The following is a 24,529-nucleotide window of genomic DNA, read 5'->3' as shown; positions in this document are numbered from 1 at the left end:
TACGCGGACCGGCCCGCCGGTCAGTCGGCCGGGCCGACGTGCTCGGTCAGCAGGGACCGGAACGCCCCGACCGCCTCCGCGTCGGCGAACGCGCGGTGCGGGACGGCGTACACGGCGGTGGTGGCGGTCCGCAGCACGAACCCGCGCGCGGTCTCGGCCCAGCCGGGCAGGTCGGACCAGCTCAGCTCGCTGCGCGCGGCCTGGCCGACGGACATCCGCAGCGAGTGCGCGTCCGCCGTGCCCGTCACGGTCCTGGCGGCCAGCGGGTGGTTGTGGAAGTTCACCGCGGTGCCCACCGGGACGAGTGCGATGATGATCACAGCGAGCACGAGCCCGAACACGCCCGCCCACGTCATGCCCAGCACCAGCACGACCACGCCCAGCACGGCGAGCGCCGCGGCGAACCACGGCGCCCACCGGTACAGCGGCACGGCGGTGCGCAGCGCGTCGCGCCAGTCGGCCGGCCGGGGCGACCAGCTGAAGTCCACGCTCACCGGTCGGCTCCCGGCCGCCTCACCGGCTCGCAGCACCTCGTGGCGCAGAACGCGCCGTCGGTCGTGCAGCCCCGGATCGGGAAGCCGGAGAGCTTGCGCGCGGGCGCGCCCGCCACGTGCTCGGCGACGAGTTCCGCCACGAGCCGGGCGAACCGGGGGTCGTCGTTGGGCGTGGCCGCGCGGGCGAAGCCCATGCCGAGTTCCCCGGCGCGTTCGCGGGCCTCGGTGTCGAGGTCCCACACCACTTCCAGGTGATCGCTGACGAACCCGATCGGGCACACCACCACGTTGCGCACACCCTTGTCGTGGAGGGTGTCGAGGTGGTCGACGATGTCGGGCTCGAGCCACGGCACCTGCGGCGGACCGGACCGCGACTGCCACACCACGTCGTGCTCGACCACGCCGACGGCCTCGGCGACCAGCCGGGACGCCTCGGCGACCTGCCGGGAGTAGAGGTGGCCGCCGTCCTCGGGCGGTCCGGCGGCGCGGTCCGCCGACACCGGCACCGAGTGGGCGGTGAACACCACCCGGTAGGGCTCGTCGGGCAGTTGCGCCGCGGCGGCGCGCACGGCGTCCGCGAAGGACTCCACGAACAGCGGGTGGTCGAAGAACTGGCGCAGCTTGACCAGTTCGGGCGCGTCCTCGACGGCCGCGCGGGCGCGCAGGATGTCCTCGTCGTACTGCCGGCACGCCGAGTAGCCGCCGTAGGCGCTGGTGGGGAAGACCAGCGCGCGCCGGACGCCGTCGGCCTTCATCTCGGCCAGGGTGTCCTCGACCATCGGGTGCCAGTTGCGGTTGCCGAAGTAGATCGGCAGGTCCACCAGGCCGCGCACGGCCTCGATGGCGGCGCGGTTGAGCGCGTTGATCGGCGACACGCCGCCGAAGTGCTGGTAGTGCTGCTCGACCTCGTCCAACCGCTCGGGCGGGACGCCCCGGCCGCGGGTCACGTTCTCCAGGAAGGGGCGGACGTCCTCGGGTCCTTCCGGTCCGCCGAAGGACAGCCAGAGCAGCGCGTCGTAACTCACCCGGACATCCTCGCGCCGCCGCGGGCGGCGCGCACAACCGGGTCGGCGTGACCGCGGGCACGGCGGCCCGGTCGTGCGGCGGCCCGGTCCTGCGACGGCCCGGTCCTGCGACGGCCGGCGGCACGAGCGGGGTCGGCGCGCGGGGGCGCGCCGACCCGACCGCGGGCTACAGGCCCAGGAAGTGCACGCCGCCGTCGACGAACACCATGGAGCCGGTGGTGGCGGGGAACCAGTCCGACAGCAGGCCGCACACCGACTTGGCCACCGGCTCGGGGTCGTCCACGTTCCAGCCCAGCGGGGCCTTCTCGCCCCACATGGCCTCCAGCTGCCCGAAGCCGGGGATCGACTTCGCGGCCATCGTCCGCACCGGGCCGGCCGAGACCAGGTTGACCCGGATGCCCTCCGGGCCGAGGTCGCGGGCCAGGTAGCGGTTGATCGCCTCGAACGCCGCCTTCGCCGGGCCCATCCAGTTGTAGGCGGGCCACGCCTGGCGGGCGTCGAAGTCCAGGCCCACCACCGACGCGCCGCGACCCAACAACGGCAGCGTGGCCTGCACCAGGGCCTTGTACGAGTACGCCGAGACGTGCATCGCGGTGGACACGTCCTCCCACGGCGCGTCCATGAACGGCGCGCCCAGGCACGACGGCGGCGCGTAGCCGATCGCGTGCACCACGCCGTCGAGGCCGTCGACGTGCTCGCGGACCCGCTCGGCCAGCGTGTCCAGGTGCTCCTGGTTCTGCACGTCGAGCTCGACCAGCGGCGCGGGCCGCGGCAGGCGCTTGGCGATCCGCTCCACGAGGCTCATCCGGCCGAAGCCGGTGAGCACGACCTCGGCGCCCTGCTCCTGCGCGACCTTGGCCACGTGGAAGGCGATCGAGGCGTCCGTGATCACACCGGTGACCAGCAGCCGCTTGCCTTCGAGCAGTCCCGTCACTGAAACCCGTCCTCCGAATGTTGTGCAGTGGTACTGGTTCGACCCAACGGGTCAGTGGCCCATGCCGAGGCCGCCGTCGACCGGCAGCACCGCGCCGGTGATGTAGGCGGCGGCGTCGGAGGCCAGGAACGTGACGGCGGCGGCGATCTCGTCGGTCGTGCCGTAGCGGCCCGCCGGCACCTGGGCGAGGATCTGCTGCCTGCGCTCCTCGGGCAGCGCGTCGGTCATGTCCGTGGTGATGAACCCGGGCGCGACGACGTTCGCGGTGATGTCGCGGGTGCCCAGCTCGCGGGCGATCGAGCGGGCCACGCCGACCAGGCCCGCCTTGCTGGCGGCGTAGTTGACCTGGCCCGCGCCGCCCATGAGGCCGACCACGGAGGAGATGAACACGATGCGGCCGCGGCGCTTGCGCAGCATGCCGCGGGACGCGCGCTGCGCCACCCGGAACGCGCCGGTGAGGTTGGCGTCCAGGACGCGGGTGAACTGCTCGTCGGACATCCGCAGCAGCAGGGTGTCGTCGGTGATGCCGGCGTTGGCGACGAGCACCTCGACGGGCCCGTGCGCGGCTTCGACCTCGGCGAACGCCGCGTCGACCTCGGTGGAACTGGTCACGTCGCACTTGACGCCGAGCAGGCCCTCGGGCGCGCCGGAGCCGCGGTGGGTCACCGCGACCTTGTCGCCCTGAGCGGCGAACGCCCGCGCGATCGCCAGACCGATGCCCCGGTTGCCGCCGGTGACCAGAACGGACCTCGACACGCTTGCTCCCATCGCTGCTGGTTGATGCGGGCGAGGCTATCCCCTACCCCTCGGTACGCCACCACTGGCCGGTGGTGGATCACAATCGGGTGGTGACCGGTTTCGTCGAACAACTCCGGGCCGCGGTGGACGGCGACGTGCTCGCCGGTCCCGGCGACCGCGCGCTGTACTCCGTCGACGCGTCGAACTACCGCCACGTGCCCGCGGTCGTGGTGCGGCCGAGGTCCGCGGACGCGGTGGTGGCGGCGGTCGGGGTGGCGGTCGAGCACGGCGTGCCGATCACCAACCGGGGCGCGGGCACCTCGATCGCGGGGAACTCGGCCGGGTCCGGCCTGGTGATCGACTTCTCCCGGTACCTCGACCGGGTGATCTCGGTGGACCCGGTGGAGCGGGTCGCGGTGGTGCAGCCGGGTGTCGTGCTCGACCGCCTCAACGACGCCGCCCGGCCGCACGGGCTGGTGTTCGGGCCGGACCCGTCCACCCACTCGCGCTGCACGCTCGGCGGGATGATCGGCAACGACGCGTGCGGCGCGCACTCCGTGGCCTGGGGCAAGACCAGCGACAACGTGCGCGCGCTCGACGTGCTGCTGCCCGACGGCCGCCGGTTCGACACCCGCACTCCCCCGCCGCTGGACCTCCCCGAGGTCGACCCGGCGTGGTTCCCGGCGCTGGACCGGCGGGTGTCGGGCTACCGGCTGGACGCGCTGCCGGACCTCACCAGGGCGCTGGTCGGCTCGGAGGGCACGTGCGCGACCGTGCTGGGCGCGACGGTGGAGCTGGTGCCGGTGCCGCCGCGGCGGGTGCTGGCCGTGCTGGGCTTCGACGGGCCGTACGACGCGGCGGACCTCGCGCCGCACCTGCGCGAGCTGGACGTGCTCACGATCGAGGGGCTGACCGCCGCGCTGGTCCGCGCGGCCGGCGAGTCGTGGCGGCTGCTGCCGCGCGGCGAGAGCTGGTTGTTCGTGGAGACCGCGGACGACGCGGTCGCGCACCGGGCCGCCGCGCTCGCGCCGCACTCGGCGGTGGTGACCGACCCGGCCCTCCAGCGCGCGCTGTGGCGGGTGCGGGAGGACGGCGCGGGACTGGCGACCCGGATGCCCGACGGCGGCGAGGCGTGGTCGGGCTGGGAGGACGCGGCCGTGCCGCCCGAGCGGCTGGGCGCCTACCTGCGGGACTTCGACGCGTTGCTGGCCGGGCACGGCCGGCGCGGCATCACCTACGGCCACTACGGCGAGGGGTGCCTGCACGTGCGGGTCGACTTCGACTTCCGGCGCGGGCACCGGTCGTTCCTGCAGGACGCGGCCGACCTCGTGGTGGCGCACGGCGGGTCGCTGTCCGGCGAGCACGGCGACGGTCAGGCCCGCTCGGAGCTGCTGCCCCGGATGTACCCGCCGGCCGCGATCGAGGCGTTCGCGCGGTTCAAGGCGGCGTTCGACCCGGGCAACCGGATGAACCCCGGCCGGATCGTGGCGCCCGCGAGGCTGGACGACGACCTGCGCGTGCTGGTCGCGCCGCCGGTGATCCCGACCCGGGCGGCGCTCGCGCTGCGGGCCGACGGCGGCGACCTGGCGGCGGCGTCACGGCGGTGCGTGGGCGTCGGCAAGTGCCTGAACACCTCGGGCGGGGTGATGTGCCCCAGCTACCGGGTGACGCGGGAGGAGCGGCACTCGACGCGCGGCCGGGCGCGGCTGCTGTTCGAGATGCTCAACGGCGGGGTGGTGCGCGGCGGCTGGCGGTCCGCGGAGGTGCGGGACGCGCTGGACCTGTGCCTGGGCTGCAAGGGGTGCAAGCGGGACTGTCCGGTGGACGTGGACATGGCCACCTACAAGGCGGAGTTCCTGCACCACCACTACCGGGGGCGGGTGCGGCCGGCGGCGCACTACTCGATGGGGTGGTTGCCGCTGTGGCTGCGGTTGCGGTTGGTGAACGGGCTGACGGCGCGGTTCGGGCGGTTCGCCGGGGTCGCGCCGGAACGGCCGCTGCCCGAGCCGGTGCGGTCGTTCCAGTCGCGCTTCCCCGGCGGCGGCGACGGGGGCGAGCGGGTGCTGCTGTTCCCGGACACGTTCACCAACCACTTCGAGCCGGGGATCGGGCTGGACGCGGCGGCGGTGCTCGGGCACGCGGGGCAGGCCGTCGAGGTGCCCCGGGGCGCGGTGTGCTGCGGGTTGACGTGGTTCTCCACCGGTCAGCTCGGCGTGGCGCGGCGGGTGGTGCGGCGGACGGCGCGGGTGCTGCGACCGTGGACGCGGGACGGCGTGCCGGTGGTGGGGCTGGAGCCGAGCTGCACGGCGTTCCTGCGCTCCGACGCGCTGGAGGTGGCGGGCGACGACCCGGACGTGGTGCGGCTGGCGGAGTCGGTGCGCACGTTCGCCGAGCACGTGTCGCCGCTGCTGGAGCAGGTGCCGGGCGACGGGCCGGCGGTCGTGCAGCCGCACTGCCACCAGTACGCCGAGCTGGGCCTGGACGCCGACCGCGAGCTGCTGGCCAAGGCGGGGGTGCGCGCGTCGCTGCTGGAGGGGTGCTGCGGGCTGGCGGGCAACTTCGGCTTCGAGCGCGGGCACCACGAGGTGTCGATGGCGGTGGGCGAGCAGGTGCTGTTCCCGGCCGTGCGCGCGGCGGGCGCGGGCACGCCGGTCGTGGCGGACGGGTTCAGCTGCCGCACGCAGGTCCGGCACGGCAGCGCCGCCGAGCCGGTGCACACCGCCACCCTGGTCCGGCGGCGGCTGGGGATCTGAGCCGGCTCAGGGCCGGGTCTGCTCGGTGAGCCAGGCGAGGTAGTCGGGGTTGCCGCCGAGGACGGGCAGGGCCAGCACCTCCGGCACGTCGTAGCCGTGCCGCGCCTTGACGAACTCGGTCAGCTCGTCGACCCGGTCGTAGGCGGTCTTGATCCACAGCTGCCACTCGGGCTCGTCGTGGACCTCGCCCCGCCACCGGTAGACGCTGCGGACCGGGCCGCCCACCTGCGCGCACGCCGCCAGCCGCGCCTCCACGACGGCCTTCGCCAGCGTGACCGCCGCGTCCTCGCTGTCGGTGGTGGTGATCACCACGACGTGGTTGTCGCTCATCCACCGGAGGGTAGTGCGGGCACGAGGGCCGCGACCCCGAACCTCCCCAGCGCCACCTCGTCGGTGACGGGCGCGCCGGTCAGCAGGTCCACGTGCGCGCCCGGCACGGCCACCCGCACGTCGGCGCGACCGTGGTTGACCAGGAACAGCACGTCGCCGCGGCGCACGACCTCCACCCCGGGCGGCGGGGCGAGGACCGGTTCCACGCCGGCCTCCGCGACCGCCCGCGCCAGCAGCCGCCGCGTCGCGTCCGCCGCCGGCCGGGTGGCCACGTACCAGGCCACGCCGTCGCCGAACCGGTTGCGCAGCACCACCGGCACCCCACCGTCCACGAGGGACGCCACGACCTCCGCCCCCTCCGCGCGTAGGTCCTCGTACCAGAAGTCGGCGGTGAACTCCCCCAGCGACGCCGAGGCGCACGCCAGCACCTCGCCCGGCGCGAGGGGCACCGGCTCCTCGACCCGCAGCCCGAGCACGTCCCGAAACGGCGCGGGGTAGCCGCCGAGCCGCACCCGGTCGTGCTCGTCCACGATCCCGGAGAAGAAGCCCATCACCAGCGTGCCGCCGCCCGCCACGTACGAGCGCAGCGGCTCCGGGTCGGCGACCAGGTACAGGTTCGGCACGACGACCAGCCGGTACGCCGACAGGTCCGCCGACGGGTGCGCGAAGTCCACCGTGACGCCAAGGTCGAACAGCGGCTCGTAGAAGTCGCGCAGCCGGTCGAGCAGGGCGAAGTCGCCCGACGGGTGGGCGTCCAGCTCACTGGCCCACCAGCTCTCCCAGTCCAGCACCACCGCCACCGACGCGGGCACCGCCGAGCCGGCCACCGGGGCCAGCGCCCGCAGGTCCGCGCCCAGCGCGGCCACCTCCCGGAACACCCGGCTGTCCGGTCCCGCGTGCGGCACCATGCCCGAGTGGAACTTCTCCGCGCCGCCGCGCGAGGCGCGCCACTGGAAGAAGCACACCGCGTCCGCACCGCGCGCCACCGCCTGCACGGACTGGGCCCGCAGCTGCCCGGCCGGTTTGGGCGGGTTGCGCCGCCGCCAGTTGACCGCGCTCGCCGCCTGCTCCATCAGCACCCACGGCCCGCCCGCCAGCGACCGCACCAGGTCGAAGCCCAACGCGCTCATCACGTGCCCGGTCGGGTCGAACGGGTCGGCGTACCAGTCGTGCGACACCACGTCCTCGTGCCGCGCCAGCTCCCAGTAGTCCAGGGGCGCCTGCAAGCCCATGAAGTTCGTCGTCACCGGCACGCCCGGGGCGAACCGCCGCAGCACGTCCCGTTCGGCCAGGAAGCACTCGACCAGCGCGTCCGAGCAGAACCGGGCGAAGTCCAGCCGTTGCGCGGGGTTGATCAGGTACGGCGCGCGGCGCGGCGGGACCACCTCGTCCCACTCGCCGTAGCGCTGGCTCCAGAACGCGGTGGACCAGGCGTCGTTCAGCGCCTCCAGCGAGCCGTGGCGCTCGCGCAGCCACCGCCGGAAGTGCCCGGCCGTCACGTCGCAGTGGCACACCTGGCCCAGCTCGTTGCCGACGTGCCAGAGCCTGACCGCCGGGTGGTCGGCGTACCGCCGGGCCAGGTCGGCCACCAGCGACAGCGCGTGCTCCCGGTACACCGGGGAGGACGGGCAGAACTGGTTGCGCGAGCCGTAGGCGAGCCGGTGGCCGTCGAAGTCGACCGGCAGCGTCTCCGGGTGGCGGCGCCCGAGCCACGGCGGCGGCGACGCGGTCGGCGTGGCCAGGAAGACCTCGATCCCGCCGTCGTGCAGCAGGTCGAGCACCCGGTCCAACCAGCCGAAGTCGCGCTCACCCGGCCGCGGCTCGATGCGCGCCCACGAGAACACGCCGACCGTCGCGGTGGTGACGCCCGCCCGGCGCATCAGCTCGACGTCCTCGGCCCACACCTCCTCGGGCCACTGCTCCGGGTTGTAGTCGCCGCCGTAGCGCAGGCCCGTCACCCCTTGATCGCCCCCACGATGACCCCCTTGGTGAAGTGCTTCTGCACGAACGGGTACACCACCAGCACCGGCACCACGGCGAGCACGATCACGGCCATCTTGATCGCCAGCGTGGCGACCGGGCCGCCGGTGTGGTCCAGGGTGGAGTCGACCGCGCTCGCGCCCGGGATCGACTGCCCCTGCAGCACGTAGGTCCGCAGCACCATCTGCAACGGCCACTTGTCGTTGGAGTTGAGGTACAGGAAGGCGTTGAAGAACGCGTTCCAGTAGCCCACGCCGTAGAACAGCGCGATGACGGCCGTGACGCCCTTCGACAGCGGCAGCACGATCCGGGTCAGCACGCCCAGCTCGCTCGCGCCGTCGATGCGGGCGCTGTCGACGACCTCCCGCGGCAGGTTCATGAAGAACGACCGCAGCACCACCAGGTTGAACGCGGCCACCGCGCCGGGCAGCACCAGCGCCGCGTAGGTGTCCAGCAGGCCCAGCGAGCTGACCAGCAGGTAGGTGGGGATCAGGCCCGGTCCGAACAGGAACGTCAGCAGCACCAGGAACAGCAGCGGCCGGTGCGCGAACGAGCCCGGTCGCGACAGCCCGTAGGCGGCCAGCAGCGTCACGACCGTGCTGAACAGCGTGCCGACGACCGTGACGCCGGTGCTGACGAGCACCGACCTGGTCACCACGCCACCGGACAGCAGCTCCTCGTAGGCGCCGGTGCTGAACCCGTCGGGGACGATCACCAGGCCGCCCGCCTCGGTGATGGCCGAGGCGGGCGAGACGCTGGTGACCACCACGACCCACAGCGGGAACAGCACGGCCAGCAGCACGAGCCCCACCAGCACGCCCTTGGCCGCCTGGCCGGAGCGCGTGGGCGGCTCGTCCCAGATCGGGCGGGTGCGCGCGGCGGGCCCGCGGCGGGCGGGGGCGGTGGCCGTCATCGCGAGTACACCCCCTGCTCGCCCACCAGGTGCGCCACCCGGTTCGCCGCCAGCACCAGCAGCAACCCGATCACGCCCTTGATCAGGCCCGCCGCGGCGGCGTAGGAGTAGTCGGCGTTGACCACGCCGGTGAAGTACACGTACGTGTCCAGCACCTCGGCCGCCTCCCGGCCCACCGCGTCGCGTTGCAGCAGGAACTGCTCGAAGCCGACGGACAGCGCCTCGCCCAGGCGCAGGATCAGCAGCAGCACGACCACCGGGATCAACGTGGGCAGCGTGACGTGCCACATCCGCCGCCACCGGCCCGCGCCGTCGACGGCCGCCGCCTCGTACAGGCTGGTGTCCACGGTGGCCAGCGCGGCCAGGAACACGATCGCGCCCCACCCCGCGTCCTTCCACACCGCCTGGGCCGTCACCAGCCCGAGGAACAGGTCCGGGTCCGTCATGACGTCGAACGTCGCCGCGCCGTTGGCCCGCAGCGCCTGGTTGAGCACGCCCGCGCCGCCGAGCATCTGCTGGAACAGCGTGATCACCAGCACCCACGAGAAGAAGTGCGGCAGGTAGACCACGCTCTGCACGAACACCCGCAGCCGCGGGCTCATCAGGCTGTGCACCAGCAGCGCCAGGCCGATCGGGATCGGGAAGTAGAACACGAGCTGGAACGCGGTGATCACCAGCGTGTTCGCCGTCGCGTCCCAGAACTCCGGGTCCTCCATGATGCGGACGAAGTTCCCGAACCCCACCCACGGGCTGTAGGTCATGCCGACGAACGGCGAGTAGTCCTGGAACGCCACCACGTTGCCCAGCAGGGGCACGTAGTGGAACACGGTGAGCAGCCCGATGGCGGGCGCCACCATGAGCAGCAGCACCCAGTCGCGGCGGAGCCTGCGGCGCCAGCCCGCACGCCGACCGGCGGCCGCCGGCGTGCGGGGTCGGAGCGCGGGGCGGTCCAGCAGGTCAGCGCCCGGCATCGCGCAGGGCCTTGTCGTAGAACTCGCGCAGCTCGTCGCCGCCCGCCTTGCGCCACTTCTCGGCCAGCGCGTCGACCTCGCCCACGTCGACCCGGCCGCGCAGGATGTCGTAGGTCTTGTCCTGGTACTCCTGGCCGAGCTTGGAGTGCTCGGCGGGCTCCTCGATGCGCATGCCGAACGTCAGGGGGCGCACCTGGTGCTCGTAGGCGTCGGCGAGCCACGCGTGCTTGGCCTTGACGAAGTCCGGGTACTGGGCGTCGATGATGGTGTCCGGCGGCGCGGACACGAATCCGTAGGTCAGGGTGATCTCCTTGCGGCCCAGCTCGTTCAGGCCCGGCGCGCCGTTGGCGTCGCGGGTGCTGTGCTTGCCCTCGACGCCGTAGTTGATCAGGTAGTGCTCGGTGGTGCCGACGGGCGCGGCGACGAAGTTCGCCAACCGCAGCAGCTCCTTGATCCGGTCGACCGACAGGTCCTTGCGGAACAGGGTGACCATCGCGGTCGGCGGCGACACGGAGTACCGCGGCTTGCCGCCGTCGTGGGCGAACAGCGGCAGGGCCTCCAGGCCGAACGAGGGGTTGGCCGGCCGCTGCCGCCGCACCGCCTCGCCCCAGTAGCCCAGGCCGGCCAGGTGGATCAGCATCTGACCGCCCTCGAACAGCTCGTTGATGCCGGTGTTGCTGCCGGCCACGACGTTCGGGTGCACGAACCCGGCGTCGTAGAGGGAGCGGGTGAACTTGACGGCCTCCTTGTAGGCGGTCGTCTCGATCTTGTTGACGACCTTGCCGGAGGGGTCGCGGCTCCAGTCGCCGGGGTCGCCGAAGACGCGCACCATCGACCGGAACACGTCGCCGAGCGCCCACCGGTTGGCCGCCGGGTCGTTGACCTTCTTGCAGAGCTGGTAGAACTCGTCGACGTTCTTCGGTGCGGTACCGCCGAGCTTCTCGACGACGTCCTTGCGGTACATGATCGTCTCGGGGAACAGCTCGCCCCGGAACGGCACGCCGTAGAGCTTGCCGCCGTAGACGCAGGAGTGCCACGTCTCGGTCGGGATGTTGGCCAGCAGCGGGTAGTCCTCGACCTTGTCGCCGCTGAGGAGGTCGGTCAGGTCCGCGAACACCTGGCCCACGCCCTCGCTGAACCGCGGCGGGATGGTGAACGTCGGCATGACGGTCACCTCGGGCACCTGCCGGGCGGCCACCATCGCGCCGAGCTTGGCCTGGTAGTCCTGGCCCTGCACCTGCTCGAACCTCACCACGCCGCCGATGCGCTGGTTGACCGCGTCCCAGTAGGAGTTCTGGCCCAGGCCCGGCGGGAGCGGCCAGAACGCGGGCGTCATGGCGGTGACCTCGCCGCCGTCGAGCACCTTGCCCCCGACCGCGTCGACGAGCGCGGTCGGGAACTTCAGGTAGCCCGCGGTCGAGCCGTTGACGCCCGGCAGGTCCGGCTTGGCGAAGTCCACCGGGTGGTAGGACGGCAGCACCTTGGCCAGCGCGTCCTCGCCGAGCGCGGTGCCGGTGTGCTGCGTGGCCGGGCCGCCGCACCCCACCAGCAGTGTGCCGCCGGCCGCCGCCGTGAGGGTCAGGAAGCCCCTGCGGTTGAGAATCATCGGTAGAACGCCCCTCTGTGTCGGGTCAGGGAAGTCGCGCCTGCGCGCGGTGGGAGCGGGATGCGGTCGGGCGGACGGGACCGGTCGTCAACGCCGGGCCGGCGCGCGGGCGGGGGTGGTCGCGGTCGCCCGACCCGCCGTCGACCCCGCTTCCGGCCCCGCCGGCGCTCCATCGCGAGCCCATCGTGTCCTTCCCGGTACGTCGAAGCGCTTCGAAACCGGACGCGGGTGCGCGCCGGCCGGAGCGGCGGGTGGTCAGCGGCTCGTGCTGGCCCGTTCGGTCAACCGGGGCGGCAGCAGGGTCAGCGGTGGGGTCGGGGTCCGGTCGAGCTTGGCCATCAGCAGCGCCACCGCGTGGTGGCCCAGCTGCTCGGCCGGCACCGCCACGGAGGTCAGCGGCGGCATCAGGCGCTCGGCCTGGTCGTCGGGGCAGATCGCGACCACGGCCACGTCGTCGGGCACCTTGCGGCCCAGCGACCGCAGCACCTCGACCACGGACGGCAGCGCGGCCTCGTTGTGCACCACCAGCCCCGTCACCGCCGGGTGGCGCTCCAGCAGGCCGGTGATCGCCACCCGGACCGACTCGTGGTCGGTCTCGGTGGGCAGGGTGGTCGAGGAGACGCCCCGGCGCATCGCCGCCGCGCTGAACCCGGCCATGGTGCGGTGGGCGAACCCGGTGTCGCGCTGGTAGACCGCGCGGGGCGCGCCGATCAGCGCCACGTAGGTGTGCCCGAGGTCGGCGAGGTGGTCCACGCACCGCGAGCCCGCCTCGGCGAAGTCGAGGTCGACGCACGTCAGGCCGGCCGCGTCGGCGGGGAAGCCGATCAGCACCGACGGCCGGTCCAGCTCCCGCAGCACGGGCACGCGCTCGTCGTGCATCTCCACGTCCATCACCAGCAGCCCGTCGACCTGCGCGCTGCCCGCGACCCGGCGCAGCCCGGCCGCGCCCTGGTCGGCGGTCACCAGCAGCACGTCGTGGTCGTGCCGGCGGGCCGCGTTGGCCACCGCGACGACGAACTGCATCAGCACCGGCATGTGCATGCCCTCGCGCATCGGCAGCACGAGCGCGAGCACGTTGGCGCGGTTGCTGGCCAGCGACCGGGCGCCCGCGTGCGGGTGGTAGCCCAGCGCGCGCACGCTCGCCTCGACCCGGGCCTTGGTGGCCGAGGAGATCGAACGCCGCCCGGTGAGCACGTAGGACACGGTGCTGGGCGCGACACCGGCGTGCCGTGCTACATCGGCGATGGTCACCACGTCAACGCACCTCCCGAACCCGCACGCCCGCCGCCTCCGCGGTGAGCACCAGCGACGTGCCGTCGACCGCGAGCCGGGTGTCCGGCGGCGCGGACCGCGGCTCCGGCGTCACGTCGTGGAACGCGATCCACGCGCCGGCCCGGGTGAACACGACCTCGTCGTCCACCAGCCGCACGCCGTCGCAGTCGTCGAAGTCGAGCGCGGGCAGCGCGCCCGAGCGGGGCCCGATCACCTCACCCGGCACGTCGACCACCAGCCGGGACCGGATGTCCCGCGACGAGGAGCCCGCGCCCAGCTCGTAGCGGCCCGCCTCGACCACCCGGCGACCGGTCGTGACGTCCCAGTGCCACAGCCGGTCGGTGCGCAGCCGCACCACCGCGCTCTCGCCGGGCGCGAGGTCGACCCGGTGGAACGACTGGAGCTTGCGCGCCGGCTGCCGCACCCGCGAGCCCGGCGCCGACGAGTACAGCTGCACGACCTCCGCGCCCGCCACCTCGCCGGTGTTGGTGACCGAGACCTCGGCGACGCCGTCGGCCCAGGTCAGCTCCGAGTACGCGAAGGAGGTGTAGCCCAGGCCGTGGCCGAACGGGAACAGCGGCTCGCCGGTGAAGTACAGGTACGTGCTCCCGGCGCGGATGATGTCGTAGTCGAAGATGTCGGGCAGGTCGTCGTCGGAGCGGTACCAGGTCTGCGTGAGCCGGCCGGACGGGCAGTACGCGCCGAACAGCGCCTCGGCGACCGCCCGGCCCTGCTCCTGCCCGCCGTGCGCGGTCCACGCGATCGCGGGCAGGTGCTCCTCCTCGCCGTCCAGCGCGTACGGGTAGCTGCTCACCAGCACCAGGACCGTGTTCGGGTTGGCCTCGCGTACCGCGCGGACCAGGCCCAGCCACGGCAGCCGCAGGGTCGTGCGGTCCTGCGTCTCGCGGCCGTTGATGTGCGGGTCGTTGCCCAGCACCAGCACGGCGGTGTCGGCCGCCGCCGCGACCCGCGCGGCGGCGGCGACCCCGTCCACCACGAGTTCGACCTCGAAGACCACGGACTCCAGCGCGACCGACCCCCGGATCACCGCCGGGTGGTCCGCGCCGCCGACGACGTTGCGCAGCACCACGCCGCCCTCGACCGGGCGCGGCTCGAACAGCTCCCGCACGTCCCAGCCGCCCGGCGTGGTCGCGGTGGCGACCAGCGTGCCGTCCTCGGCCATGCCGAGGTAGCGGCGCGACCCCACGTCCCGCAGCGTCCACACCCCGTCGCCCCAGTCGAAGCGGTCGAACAGGGCCCGCTCCCCCAGGCCGACGACGCCGCCGCGCACCCCGAGGTACCGGCCGTCCGCCGCGCGCAGCGCGATCCGGTCGACGCCCTCGGCGTGGGTCACCGAGGAGGCGAACTCCTCCAAGCCCCTGCGGACGGTCACCTGGTAGGGCAGGGTGCCGCTGTACCAGTCCTCGAACAGCGCGTCGGCGTGCGTGCCGATGACCGCGACGCTCGTGCCCCGGCGCAGCGGCAGCGCGGACTCGTTGCGCAGCAGCACGACCGCCCGCCGCGCCGCCTCCAGCGCCAGCTCGCCGTGCGTGCCGATCACGTCCGCGGTGATCGACGCGTACGGGTTGTCGTCCGGCGGGTCGAACTCGCCCAGCCGGAACCGCAGCGCGAGCACGTTGCCGACCGCGCGGTCCACGACGGACCAGTCCAGCAGGCCGTCCTTGAGGGCCGTGGTGACGCTCTCGACCATCAGCGTCGGGTCGGCGTCCTGGTCGGTGAAGCTGTCCAGGCCCGCGTTGAGCAGCGCCGCGTGGCCCTCGGCCTGGGTGGGCAGGTAGGCCTGCAACCCGGCCACGTTCGACGGCGCGTACGCGTCGCTGACGACGGCGAGCCCGTCCGGCGCCCAGGCGCGCAGCTCCTCGGCGATGAGCGGGCTCAGGTGGGCGGGACGCCCGTTGACCAGGTTGTACGACGGCATCACCGCCACCGCCGCGCCCGCCTCGACCGGGCCGCGGAAGCACGGCAGCTCGTACTCGTGCAGCACCCTCGGCCGCAGGTCCGACGAGGTGACGCAGCGGTCGTCCTCGTTGTTGTAGCCCAGGAAGTGCTTCAACGTCGGCGCGGTGCGCAGGTAGCGCGGGTGGTCGCCGCGCAGCCCGGTCGCGTACGCCGTGCCCAGCGCCGCGGTGAGCGTCGGGTCCTCCGAGTAGCCCTCCTCGTTGCGGCCCCAGCGCGGGTCGCGCAGCGGGTTCACCACCGGCGCCCACACGTTCAGGCCGTGCGCGACGGGGTTGCGGTGGTGGAAGCCGCGCGCCTCCACGCCGACCGCCTCGCCCACCCGCCGCACCAGGTCCGGGTCCCACGACGCGCCCAGCCCCAGCGCCTGCGGGAACACCGTCGCCACGCCCAGCCACGCGACGCCGTGCAACGCCTCCATGCCGGTGTGGAACGCCGCCAGGCCCAGCCTCGGCACCGCCGGCTGGTGCTGGTGCAGCAGCGCCACCTTCTCCTCGTCGGTCAGCCGGCCGAGCAGGTCGGTCACCCTGTCCTCGACCGGCAGACCCGGGTCGCGGAACGGCAGCGGGTTCACGGCACACCTCTCGCGGTCGTCGAATTGTTCGAATGCGCAGCTCACTGAATCGAATCGTTTCGATCGCTGCGAAAACGTCGCCGACCGGGGTCAGCGGAGCGGGGTTCCAGAAATGTGGCACAGCTCTCTCGCCGGAGTCAACACCGAAGTTTCACGCTTGTTTCATCGGGACGCCGACGTCGAACGCATTCGACAATTGAGACGCCGGAGCGGCGAATCGCGACACGCCGAACACCCCCCTCACCACGTCGTGAGGGGGGTGCCGGCGACCTTCAGCGGTCTACCCGAACAGTTCCGAGTGCAGCGAGAACGCGGTCGCGATCTCGGCCTGTGCCCAGAACCGGTGGTAGGTGAAGGTCGGCGCGGGGCCGCCGTTCAGGTACGCCTGAACCTTGGGCCAGTCCGGGTCGTTCTTGTAGAACGAACGGATCGACAACGCCGTCGAGGAGCTGTTGATCACGTCGCCGTTCGGCATCTTGCCGGTCCAGCCGGACGGCACGTAGACACCCTCGCCCGTGGACGAGTTGTACGGGTCGTCGAGCCGGTTGTAGTCGGCCCGGGTCTCCGGCACGGCGATGCCCTTGTCGTCCTTGTGCGCCAGCAGCGCCGTCAGCAGGCCCTCGCCCACGGTCCGGGCCTGGGCGTTGCCCGACTTGGCCGCGTAGTTGAGCAGGGTCTTGGCGAACGACGCGGCGATGCCGACGTCCTGGCTGTAGTTCAGCACCGTGGCGCGCAGGTTGGCGTTGGAGCCCGGCGAGCTGGGGTTCCAGGTGTCCGGCGCGCCGGTCCAGTTGATGTCGGACGGGATCTGGAAGTCCCCGCCGGTGCCGACGGTGGTGTTCGCGATGGCCCAGGGGACCCACTTGTCGAGGATCTTCTTGGCCCGCGCGTCACCGGTCATCTGGTACAGCGAGGCGGTGCGCTCCATCTGCCAGGTCTGGAAGCCGAACCACCGGTTGCTCGGCGGGTCGTGCCAGACCGGGTGCTGCTCGAAGAACATGCCGTAGAAGGTCGGCGTGCCCGAGGGGGGCGTGCCGTACTTGCCCTCCCACGAGTTCGTGACACCACCGGCGATCGCGCCGTCGGCGGACTGCAGCCACTGCAGCAGCTCCAGCTGGCGGTCCAGGCTCTTCGTCCAGTCCGCCACGGCCGTGGCCGACTTCGGCTTCAGCGCCGCGTTCTGCGACAGCGCGTAGGCCGCGAGCGGGTTCTGGTAACCCTGGTGCGACGCGCCGTCACCGATGCGCCACGCCCAACCCGCGGACGTGTCGGTCGCGCCACCCCACGCGTAGTACCAGGACATCAGGTAGTGCGCGCTGTCCTTGCCGCTGCCGGCGGCGCAGGACGGGCTGGTGCAGTTGCCGATCTTCTTGAAGTACTTGTCGAACATGGCGTACCGCAGGTAGTCGCCCATCTTGGACGCCTTGGCGGTCTCCGCGGCGATGTCGCTCGCCTTGCCCTGCGCGGTCGCCCACTGCTGGGCCAGCAACGCCACCTGCACCGCACGTGCGTCGGCGTCCGGGGCGTTGGTGAACTTCCACTGCTTGGCGTAGGACGCGTCCTTGGTGAACAGGTCGAGGTACCCGTTGGGGCCACCGTGCTTGAACGTGTCACACGAGGGCTGCGGGATGGTCTCGAACACCGACTCGGACGAGCCGCGCTGGTAGGTGTTGATGTACGCGGGCGCGGTCGTGCCGTCACCGCAGCGGCCGAAGCCGTAGGTGTTGTCGACGTCGATCAGCCAGTGCATGCCGTAGATGTCGTCCGTGCCGTACGCGGCCTTCAGCTCGGCCGCGATCGGGTCCGAACCCACCGGGACGTTCGAGTCCAGGACGGACGGGTACAGGTCCATCCGCGGGTGCTCGGGCGCGTACGTCGCCGGCTTGGAGGCGTTGTACTTGTCGTTCGTCGGCTGGTCGGCGTGCGCCGGGATGATGTAGCGCTCGAGCGAGGCCCAGGCCTGCTTGAACGGAGCCCAGTCACCGCTGATGCGGCCGTAGCTCGCCTCCAGCCACAGGTAGTAGCTGAACGCCTCGGAGGTGGTCTCGTGCCCGTGGTCGGGCGCCTCCACCATGAAGGTCTCGACCGAGTGGTACGGCACCAGCAGCCCGCTGAAGTTGCGGAAGTAGCCGTTGGCCGGGTCCTTGATCTTGTTGTACTGCTCGAGGAACGCCTCTTCGAACGGCGAGGTGTCCGCCGAGGTCTCCCTGACCTCCACCGAGCCGGACGTGACGCCCGTGGCGCTGGCGGTGAACGTGGCCGTGGCCAGGTCGCCGCCGTTGGCCGCCGAGGTGACCGTCACGTTCTGCTTGGTCGCCCAGTTGGACGTGGTGAACGTCAGCGACGTGGGCGCGGCCGTCAGGTCGGTGCTGCCCGCCGAGCGGGCCACGGCGACCGTCACCGAGGAGGTGGGCGCGGTGGCGAGGGAGACGCCGAAGGTGGCGGTGCCGCCCTGCTTGACGTTCAGCGTGGCCGGGCTGACCTGGATGCTCTGGCCGGCGATCACCCGGATGCCGACGGCGGTGGAGGTGCCCACGCCGCCCTTGTCGTCCGTGGCCCGCGCCGCGATCGAGTGCTCGCCCGCGGTCGCGCCGGTCCACGAGCCCGTGTACGGGGCCGTGGTGTCGGTGGCGACGACCACGCCGTCGGCGATGAAGTCGACCTTGGCGACGGTGCCGTCGGTGTCGGCCGCGGTGGCCGCGAACGTCACCGGCTGGCCGACCTGGAACGCCTGGCCCGAGGTCGGCGAGGTGAGCGACGCCGTCGGGTTGACGTTGACGTTCGGGCCGGTGCACCGGGTGCCGTTGAGCGCGAAGTCCGTCGGCGGCCGGTTCTGGCCGGTCCACGAGCCGTTGAAGCCCGGGGTCACGGTGGCGCCCGTGCCCAGGTTCGGCGACCAGCTGGGCGCGGCCACGGTCACGGCGCTGCCGCTCTGCGTGAACGTGCCGTTCCAACCCTGCTGCACGCGCTGGCCGTCCGGGAAGGTCCACGTGAGGCGCCAGTTGCTGACGGGGTCGCCTTCGTTGCGGACGGACACGTTGGCCCCGAAGCCGCCCTGCCACTGGCTGGAGATCTGGTAGTTGACCGTGCAAGCCACGGCCGCGTTCGCCACCGGCGCGACGAACGGCATAACACCCGCGGCGGTCGCCGCCGCGGCTATCAGCGCGAGCGGACCGGTGCGCAACCGTCCCGCTCTGGTGCGGTACCTCATGCGTCCTCCTCCTGCACGGATCAGCCATTGACCCGCGAGCTTGAAAGGCGGTGGCGGGGAGTGGAGTCGGCACGGGACGCCTGGGCGCGCAGAACGCCCCGTGCCGAGCCTGGTGCTAGGGCTCGACGCCCCAGGTGAGGGTGCCGCCGGTGTAGGCGGTCACCCGGTCGAAGTCGGTCAGCGAGGAAGCGTCGCGGTAGCTGTGGTCGTCGGCCTGGTTGAAGGTCGACCAGTCGGACTTGGCCACCCGCAGCTGGATGTCGCCGGTGCTCGCCCCCGCGGCGAGGGTGCCCGCGGCGAACGACACCTGGAGGTAGGCGTCCGCGCCCGGCCGCGCGGTGGGCAGCTTCACGACGGTGGCGCGCACGTTGGCGCAGCCGACCACCGCCCAGTCGCAGAACACCTGGTAGTTGGCGTTGGCGGTGTCACCGGTGAACCAGTACCGCAGGGTCACGGTCGACCGGTCGACCGCCGCGGTGCCGCGGTTGACCAGGGCGAGCGTCGTGCCGATCTGGTTGACGCTCGCCCCACCGCCGCCGCGCTGCTGCACGGCCAGCGCGCCGCTCACCCCGCCGGTCCTGGTCCGGAAGGTCACCGCGGTGCTCGCCGCGGAGGCGTTGCCGGCGGCGTCCCTGGCGCGGACGGCGAAGGTGTACGACGTGTCCGCGGTCAGGCCGGTCAGCTGGTGGCTCAGGCCGGTGGTGGTGGCCGCGACCGTGCCGTCGGCGCGGAGGACGTCGTAGCCCACCACCGCGTTGTTGTCGGTGGACGCGCTCCAGGTGAGCGTCGCCCCGGTGCTGGTGACGGCGGAGGCCGTCAGTCCACCCGGGACGGTCGGCGCCTCGCGGTCTCCGTTGTCGGCGACGGTGACGGTGATCGGCGTGCTCGCCGCCGACACGTTGCCGGCCGCGTCCTTGGCCCGCACCGAGAAGGAGTGCGAGCCCGGCGCGAGGCCGGAGAGGGGGAACGTCGGGGTGGCCGTGGCACCTACGACCGTGCCGTCCGCCCGCAGCACGTCGTAGCCGGTCACCCCGACGTTGTCGGTGGAGGCGGTCCAGCCCAGAGTGAAGGTGTTGTTCGGGCCGGCGACCGCCTTCAGGCCCTGCGGCACGGTCGGCGCCTCGCGGTCCACGACGGCCGGGCCGGGCTCCTTGCCCCACAGCACCTTGCCGTCCTGCGCGAGCACCAGGCGGTCGGTCAGCGCCACCGTGTTGCCGGAGCCGAGGCCGTCGTAGGACCAGTCGTTGCCCGGGTCCCACGTGCCGGTGCTGGTGATGCGGAACTGCACCTCGTGCTTGTGCGCGGACTGGCCGCCCGGGTACACGCCGGGGCACGGCACGTCCACGTAGTACGTGGAACCGCTGTGCTGCTTGGGCGCGCTGGGCGTGCCGCACTGGTTGTAGTTGGTGGTGACGGTGATCTGGTCCGGCGTGGTGGAGCCGTCCAGGGTGAAGTAGTAGCGCAGCGAGCCGTTGAACATCCGGGCGGGCCACGCGGTCTTGTTGAAGATGAACGCCTTGATCTCGGTGAACCCGGGCGCGCTCTGGTTGACCGACGCCTGCACGGTCAGCTCGGGGCCGTCGGTGGCCTCGGCGACCGGGAAGTTGGCCAGTGGCGTGCCGCCGAACTCCTTGAACAGCCGGGCCAGCGCGCCGGTGAAGCCCGCGTTGTAGTCGAGCGCGACCTCGTTGGCGACGTAGTCGGTGCGGCTGTCCACGTACGCGTCGTTGTTGGTGCTGGGGCCGCCGACCAGCGCGCCGTACAGGATGTGCCTGCTGGTCACGGGTTCCTGCATGGTGTCGGCCCACGCGCCGTGCGCGGTGCGGTGGTGCGGGTTGCGCGGCGGGTTGGCGCCGAAGCCGACGACGAAGCTGGAGTTGCGCGGGTTGTCGCCCAGCGCGTAGTTGATCTGCCGCACGCCGAAGTCGTGGTAGGTGGCCGCCTTGGTGGCGTCGCGGTCGCGCAGCCAGTCGCTGTAGACCAGCGCGACGAACGCGGTGTTGGCCGCGTAGCGCAGCGAGCCCCAGGTGTCGAGCACCGCCTGGCCGCCCGGCGAGTACCGGATCCGGTTGCCGTTGTAGCCGGTGGTCCAGTAGTCCAGCCAGCGGTTGGCGTCGGCGACGTACTCGGCCTCACCGGTGAGCTTGGCCAGCAGCGCGTAGGCGCCGTAGGACTTGTCGTCCCAGGCGATGGTCCACTTGTAGGACCGCGTGGTGGACTGCGGCTCGGTGGACAGCTTGGGGTACTCGGCCTTGGCCTTGGCCAGGTAGCTCGCGTCGCCCGTGGCGCGGTACAGCCAGATCGCGCCCCACACCAGCTCGTCCTGGTAGCCGCTCCAGGAGTTGTAGAAGTTGGCGGAGTCGGTGATGCAGGAGCTGTACTTGCCGCGGTAGGTGTCGGCGAAGCTGTAGAGCTGCTTGGCGTGGGTCAGCAGGGTGGCCGCGTAGGTCGGGTCGGTCGGCTTGAACACCATCGACGCCGACGCCATCGCCGCCGCGTACTCGCCCGCGAGGTCGGAGCCGGGGCAGGAGGCGTCCACCTTGTACGCCGGCCGGGCCATCTGCATGACCTCGGCGGGACCCCACCACTTGTGGTCGTCGTCGCCCTTGCCGACCTGCCCGTAGACCACGTTCGGCGACGGGTGCGCCTTGATGATCCAGTCGGTGCCCCACTTGAGGTTGGACAGCAGGTAGCGGAGCTGGCCGGAGTTCTCGTAGGCGTCGCGGTTCTCCACCGCGCCCCACGCGAGCATGGTCATGGAGGCGCCGAACGGGAGCCCGAACTTGACGTGGTCGCCCGCGTCGTAGAAGCCGCCCGAGAGGTCGAGGCCGACGTCGCTGCCGTCGCGCAGCGCCGAGTCGCCGCGCCAGTTCACCCGGTTGTCCTCCGGCAGGTCGCCGGAGCGCTGGGCGTCGTAGAACCAGATCGACTTCTGGAGTGCCTCGCCGTAGTTGAACGCGGGCGCGGCCGTGGCGGCGGGCTGGAACGGGGTCAGCGTCAAGGCGCTGACCAGCACGGCTAGCGTGCCGGCCAGTGCTCCGGACATGCGTCGTCGCATGCGGTGCCTCCGAGGGGCAGGGCGGTGGAGGTTTCTGGGAGCGCTCCCAGTCGGGGACTGTAACGGCATCGAAACACCGTGAAAAGAGGGTTCAGCCACAAAGCCTTGACAAGTTCGACCTCCAGGCTCTCGCCGTGTGGGCCGAACGTCGGCGGGTGTTGGGCTGAACGACCCAGCGTGGGGGAGCGCTCCCAGAGCGTGACCACGGCGGTCCGCTACCTCGCCCGGCAGGTCAGCTCGGGCGTGGTGGGCGAGCCGCTCGCCGTGTACCCGAAGGACCCCGAAGCGCCCGGCGCGAGCGTGCCGTTCCAGCCGACGTCGTCCACGGACACCGCCGTGCCGGTCTGGGTCAGCCTGCCGTTCCACAGCGAGGTGATCGCCTGGTCGCCCGCCCTGGTCCAGCCGACGGTCCAGCCGTTCAGCCGGGCGGTCCCGGTGTTGGTGACGGTGACCTCGGCCTGGAAACCGCCCTGCCAGGAGGACGTCACGCGGGTGGTGGCCGAGCAGCCGCCGGGCGGTGGCGCGGTGGTGGTGGTCGAGGTGGTCGTCGTGGTGGTTGGCGTCGTGGTGGTCGAGGTCGGCGTGGTGGTGGTCGTCGTGCTCGTGGTGGTGGTGGTGGTGGGGCCGTAGCTCAGGCCGTACCCGAGCGGGTACAGCGGAACCTTGCCGTCACCGGCGTTGATGGGCTGCTGCGAGCTGGTGGCCATCCAGGTCATCGGCAGCTTGCCGGTGGGGTTGTAGTCGCCGAACAGCACGTCCGCCACGCCGCGCCCCTCGGTGCCGGGCAGCCACGACGCCAGCAGCGCGTCCCAGTCGCCCACCTGGCCCGCCACGTCCATCGGCCGACCCGACACCAGCACCACGACCACCGGGACGCCCGCCGACCGCAGCCGGTTGATCGTCTCCAGGTCCTCGCGGTCCAGGCCGAGGCCGTCGGGCCGGTCGCCCTGGCCCTCGGCGTACGGGGTCTCCCCCACCACCGCGATGGCCGCGGTGTACGAGCCGTCCACGCCCGCGCCGTACCGGTCGTGGGTGATCGTCGCGCCGGAACCGACCAGGTCGCGGATGCCCTGCAGGATGGTGGTGCCGGGGGTGGTGCCGCCGCTGCCGCCCTGCCACGAGATCGTCCAGCCACCGCTCTGGTAGCCGATGTTGTCGGCCGACTTGCCCGCGACGAAGTACCGGCCGGACCTGGCCAGCGGCAGCACGCCGTCGTTGCGCAGCAGCACCTGCGACTGCCGCACCGCCCGGCGGGCCAGGTCGCGGTGCGCGGCGGAGCCGACCGTCGAGGTCAGCGACCGGTCGGTGAGCGGGCGCTCGAACAGGCCGAGCTGGAACTTCTTGGTCAGGATGCGGCGGTTGGCGTCGTCGATCCGGGCCATCGTCACCCGCCCGGCCTGGACCTCGGCCTTGAGCAGGCCGGTGAACCGCTGGTAGTCGGTCGGGACCATGACCATGTCGATGCCCGCGTTGACGGCGGCGGCCACCTCGGCGCCGGTGAAGCCGGTCGCGCCGTCGAGCTGGTCGATGCCCGCCCAGTCCGAGACCACGAACCCGGTGAAGCCCAGCTCGGTCTTGAGCACGTCGGTGATCAGGTAGCGGTGGCCGTGCGCCTTGACGCCGTTCCAGCTGCTGTAGGAGATCATCACCGAGCCGACGCCCCGGTCGACGGCGGCCTTGAACGGCGGCAGGTGCACCGCGCGCAGCTCCTGCTCGCTGATCCGCGCGTCGCCCTGGTCGTCGCCGCCGGCGGTGCCGCCGTCACCGATGAAGTGCTTGGCGGTGGCCAGGACGGAGGCCGCCGTGCCGCCGAGGGTCGCGCCCTGCAGGCCGTCGATGTAGGTGGTCATCGCGGTGGGGATCTCCGGCACCTCGCCGAACGACTCGTAGGTCCGGCCCCACCGGTCGTCGCGCGCCACGCACAGGCAGGGCGCGAAGTTCCAGTCGATGCCGGTGCCCGCGACCTCCTCGGCGGTGGCCGCGCCGATCCGCCCGACCAGGTCCGGGTCGCGGGTGGCGCCCAGGCCGATGTTGTGCGGGAAGATCGTCGCGCCGCGCACGTTGTTGTGCCCGTGCACGGCGTCCACGCCGTAGATCAGCGGGATGCCCAGCGGCGTGGACAGCGCCGTGCGCTGGAAGCCGTCGTACATGTCGGCCCACGACTGGGCGGTGTTCGGCGTCGGCGCGGAGCCGCCGCCGGACAGGACCGAGCCGATCCGGTAGGTGGCCAGGTCCGAGGTCGACTTCAGCGCGGCGCGGTCGACCTGGGTCATCTGGCCGACCTTGTCGTCCAGCGACATGCGGGCGAGCAGCTGCTCGACCCGCGGGTCGGCCTGCGCGGCCACCTGCGCGGCGGCCACGGGCCGCAGGTGCGGCACGAGCACGGTGGCGGCGAGGGCGACGGCCGCGAGGAGGGCCGTCGTCGCGGCCACCGCGACGGGTCGGGAGGGAGTGCGCGTCATTGCGGTGCCTCCGGGAACGGGGTCCGGAACAGGGACTGGGAGCGTTCCCAGACTAGGAATGTCCGGTTCCGCGCACCAGAGTTGATCCCTTCGGCCCACGTGCGGCACGACCGGCCGGAGCAATTCGCGGAAATCGCAACATCAACATGCGGTTCACCGTGACCCGCATCTCACTCACTCGATCAGAGCAATTGACGACGAGGAGCGCTCACCGTGAGTGCGCGACGCTGC

The 24,529-nt window shown here is 72.5% G+C and carries 15 protein-coding genes and 1 pseudogene; 1 reads left to right on the top strand and 15 read right to left on the bottom strand.

The window, feature by feature from the left end; all coding sequences use genetic code 11:
* Window positions 1-20 precede the first annotated feature (20 nt).
* The 4 genes from ACIGNX_RS14175 to fabG form a co-directional block, all read right to left on the bottom strand.
* A complete protein-coding gene (locus ACIGNX_RS14175; RefSeq protein ID WP_396539871.1) occupies window positions 21-494 on the bottom strand; it encodes a YcxB family protein in 474 nt (157 codons plus the stop codon).
* The gene (locus ACIGNX_RS14170) at window positions 491-1,519 is read right to left on the bottom strand and encodes a ferrochelatase (protein WP_396539869.1); all 1,029 of its coding nucleotides are present in this window, start codon (window positions 1,517-1,519) and stop codon (window positions 491-493) included. Before ACIGNX_RS14170 ends, ACIGNX_RS14175 begins: the two co-directional genes overlap by 4 nt.
* Window positions 1,520-1,685: 166 nt before the next feature.
* The gene (gene fabI, locus ACIGNX_RS14165; protein WP_396539867.1) at window positions 1,686-2,453 is read right to left on the bottom strand and encodes an enoyl-ACP reductase FabI; all 768 of its coding nucleotides are present in this window, start codon (window positions 2,451-2,453) and stop codon (window positions 1,686-1,688) included.
* Window positions 2,454-2,504: 51 nt separating this feature from the next.
* Entirely contained in the window at window positions 2,505-3,209 is a 705-nt protein-coding gene (fabG, locus tag ACIGNX_RS14160; protein ID WP_396539865.1) for a 3-oxoacyl-[acyl-carrier-protein] reductase, read from the bottom strand.
* A 92-nt stretch (window positions 3,210-3,301) separates the two neighbouring features.
* On the opposite strand from fabG, the gene ACIGNX_RS14155 reads away from it, so the two are divergent.
* Entirely contained in the window at window positions 3,302-5,944 is a 2,643-nt protein-coding gene (locus ACIGNX_RS14155; protein ID WP_396539863.1) for an FAD-binding and (Fe-S)-binding domain-containing protein, read from the top strand.
* 6 nt (window positions 5,945-5,950) lie between these two features.
* On the opposite strand, the gene cutA is transcribed toward ACIGNX_RS14155, so the two are convergent.
* The 11 genes and pseudogenes from cutA to ACIGNX_RS14100 form a co-directional block, all read right to left on the bottom strand.
* On the bottom strand, window positions 5,951-6,274 hold the full coding sequence (gene cutA, locus ACIGNX_RS14150) for a divalent-cation tolerance protein CutA (RefSeq protein ID WP_396539861.1): 324 nt from the start codon (window positions 6,272-6,274) through the stop codon (window positions 5,951-5,953).
* Window positions 6,271-8,232 (bottom strand): beta-galactosidase, encoded by a 1,962-nt coding sequence (locus tag ACIGNX_RS14145; RefSeq protein WP_396539859.1) that lies wholly within the window; start codon window positions 8,230-8,232, stop codon window positions 6,271-6,273. The genes cutA and ACIGNX_RS14145 overlap by 4 nt, the downstream gene beginning before the upstream one ends.
* Window positions 8,229-9,167, bottom strand: a complete 939-nt coding sequence (locus tag ACIGNX_RS14140) for a carbohydrate ABC transporter permease (protein WP_396539857.1) — start codon at window positions 9,165-9,167, stop codon at window positions 8,229-8,231. Before ACIGNX_RS14140 ends, ACIGNX_RS14145 begins: the two co-directional genes overlap by 4 nt.
* Window positions 9,164-10,138 carry an ABC transporter permease gene (locus tag ACIGNX_RS14135; RefSeq protein ID WP_396539855.1) on the bottom strand — a complete coding sequence of 325 codons (975 nt, stop codon included), beginning with the start codon at window positions 10,136-10,138 and terminating at the stop codon, window positions 9,164-9,166. Before ACIGNX_RS14135 ends, ACIGNX_RS14140 begins: the two co-directional genes overlap by 4 nt.
* Complete coding sequence (locus ACIGNX_RS14130; protein WP_396539853.1) at window positions 10,125-11,744, bottom strand: extracellular solute-binding protein; 1,620 nt, start codon at window positions 11,742-11,744, stop codon at window positions 10,125-10,127. The genes ACIGNX_RS14135 and ACIGNX_RS14130 overlap by 14 nt, the downstream gene beginning before the upstream one ends.
* A 255-nt stretch (window positions 11,745-11,999) precedes the next feature.
* Complete coding sequence (locus ACIGNX_RS14125) at window positions 12,000-12,998, bottom strand: LacI family DNA-binding transcriptional regulator (protein WP_396539851.1); 999 nt, start codon at window positions 12,996-12,998, stop codon at window positions 12,000-12,002.
* Between the two features lies 1 nt (window position 12,999).
* On the bottom strand, window positions 13,000-15,567 hold the full coding sequence (locus tag ACIGNX_RS14120) for a beta-glucosidase (protein ID WP_396539849.1): 2,568 nt from the start codon (window positions 15,565-15,567) through the stop codon (window positions 13,000-13,002).
* A gap of 280 nt (window positions 15,568-15,847) precedes the next feature.
* Window positions 15,848-18,778 carry a glycoside hydrolase family 48 protein gene (locus tag ACIGNX_RS14115; protein ID WP_396539847.1) on the bottom strand — a complete coding sequence of 977 codons (2,931 nt, stop codon included), beginning with the start codon at window positions 18,776-18,778 and terminating at the stop codon, window positions 15,848-15,850.
* Window positions 18,779-18,893: 115 nt separating this feature from the next.
* A complete protein-coding gene (locus ACIGNX_RS14110; protein ID WP_396539845.1) occupies window positions 18,894-21,836 on the bottom strand; it encodes a glycoside hydrolase family 9 protein in 2,943 nt (980 codons plus the stop codon).
* Between the two features lie 215 nt (window positions 21,837-22,051).
* Window positions 22,052-22,471, bottom strand: coding sequence for a cellulose binding domain-containing protein (locus ACIGNX_RS14105; RefSeq protein WP_396540141.1), 420 nt, complete (start codon window positions 22,469-22,471; stop codon window positions 22,052-22,054).
* Window positions 22,463-24,298, bottom strand: a pseudogene (locus ACIGNX_RS14100) (glycoside hydrolase family 3 protein); the annotation flags it as partial. The pseudogene ACIGNX_RS14100 and the gene ACIGNX_RS14105, both read right to left, overlap by 9 nt.
* Window positions 24,299-24,529 lie beyond the last annotated feature (231 nt).

It is taken from the genome of Actinosynnema sp. NPDC053489 (genome assembly GCF_044544865.1).
GTDB lineage: Bacteria > Actinomycetota > Actinomycetes > Mycobacteriales > Pseudonocardiaceae > Actinosynnema.
The sequence above is the reverse complement of the archived record's forward strand: the minus strand, read 5'-3'. Positions and strand labels throughout refer to the sequence as shown.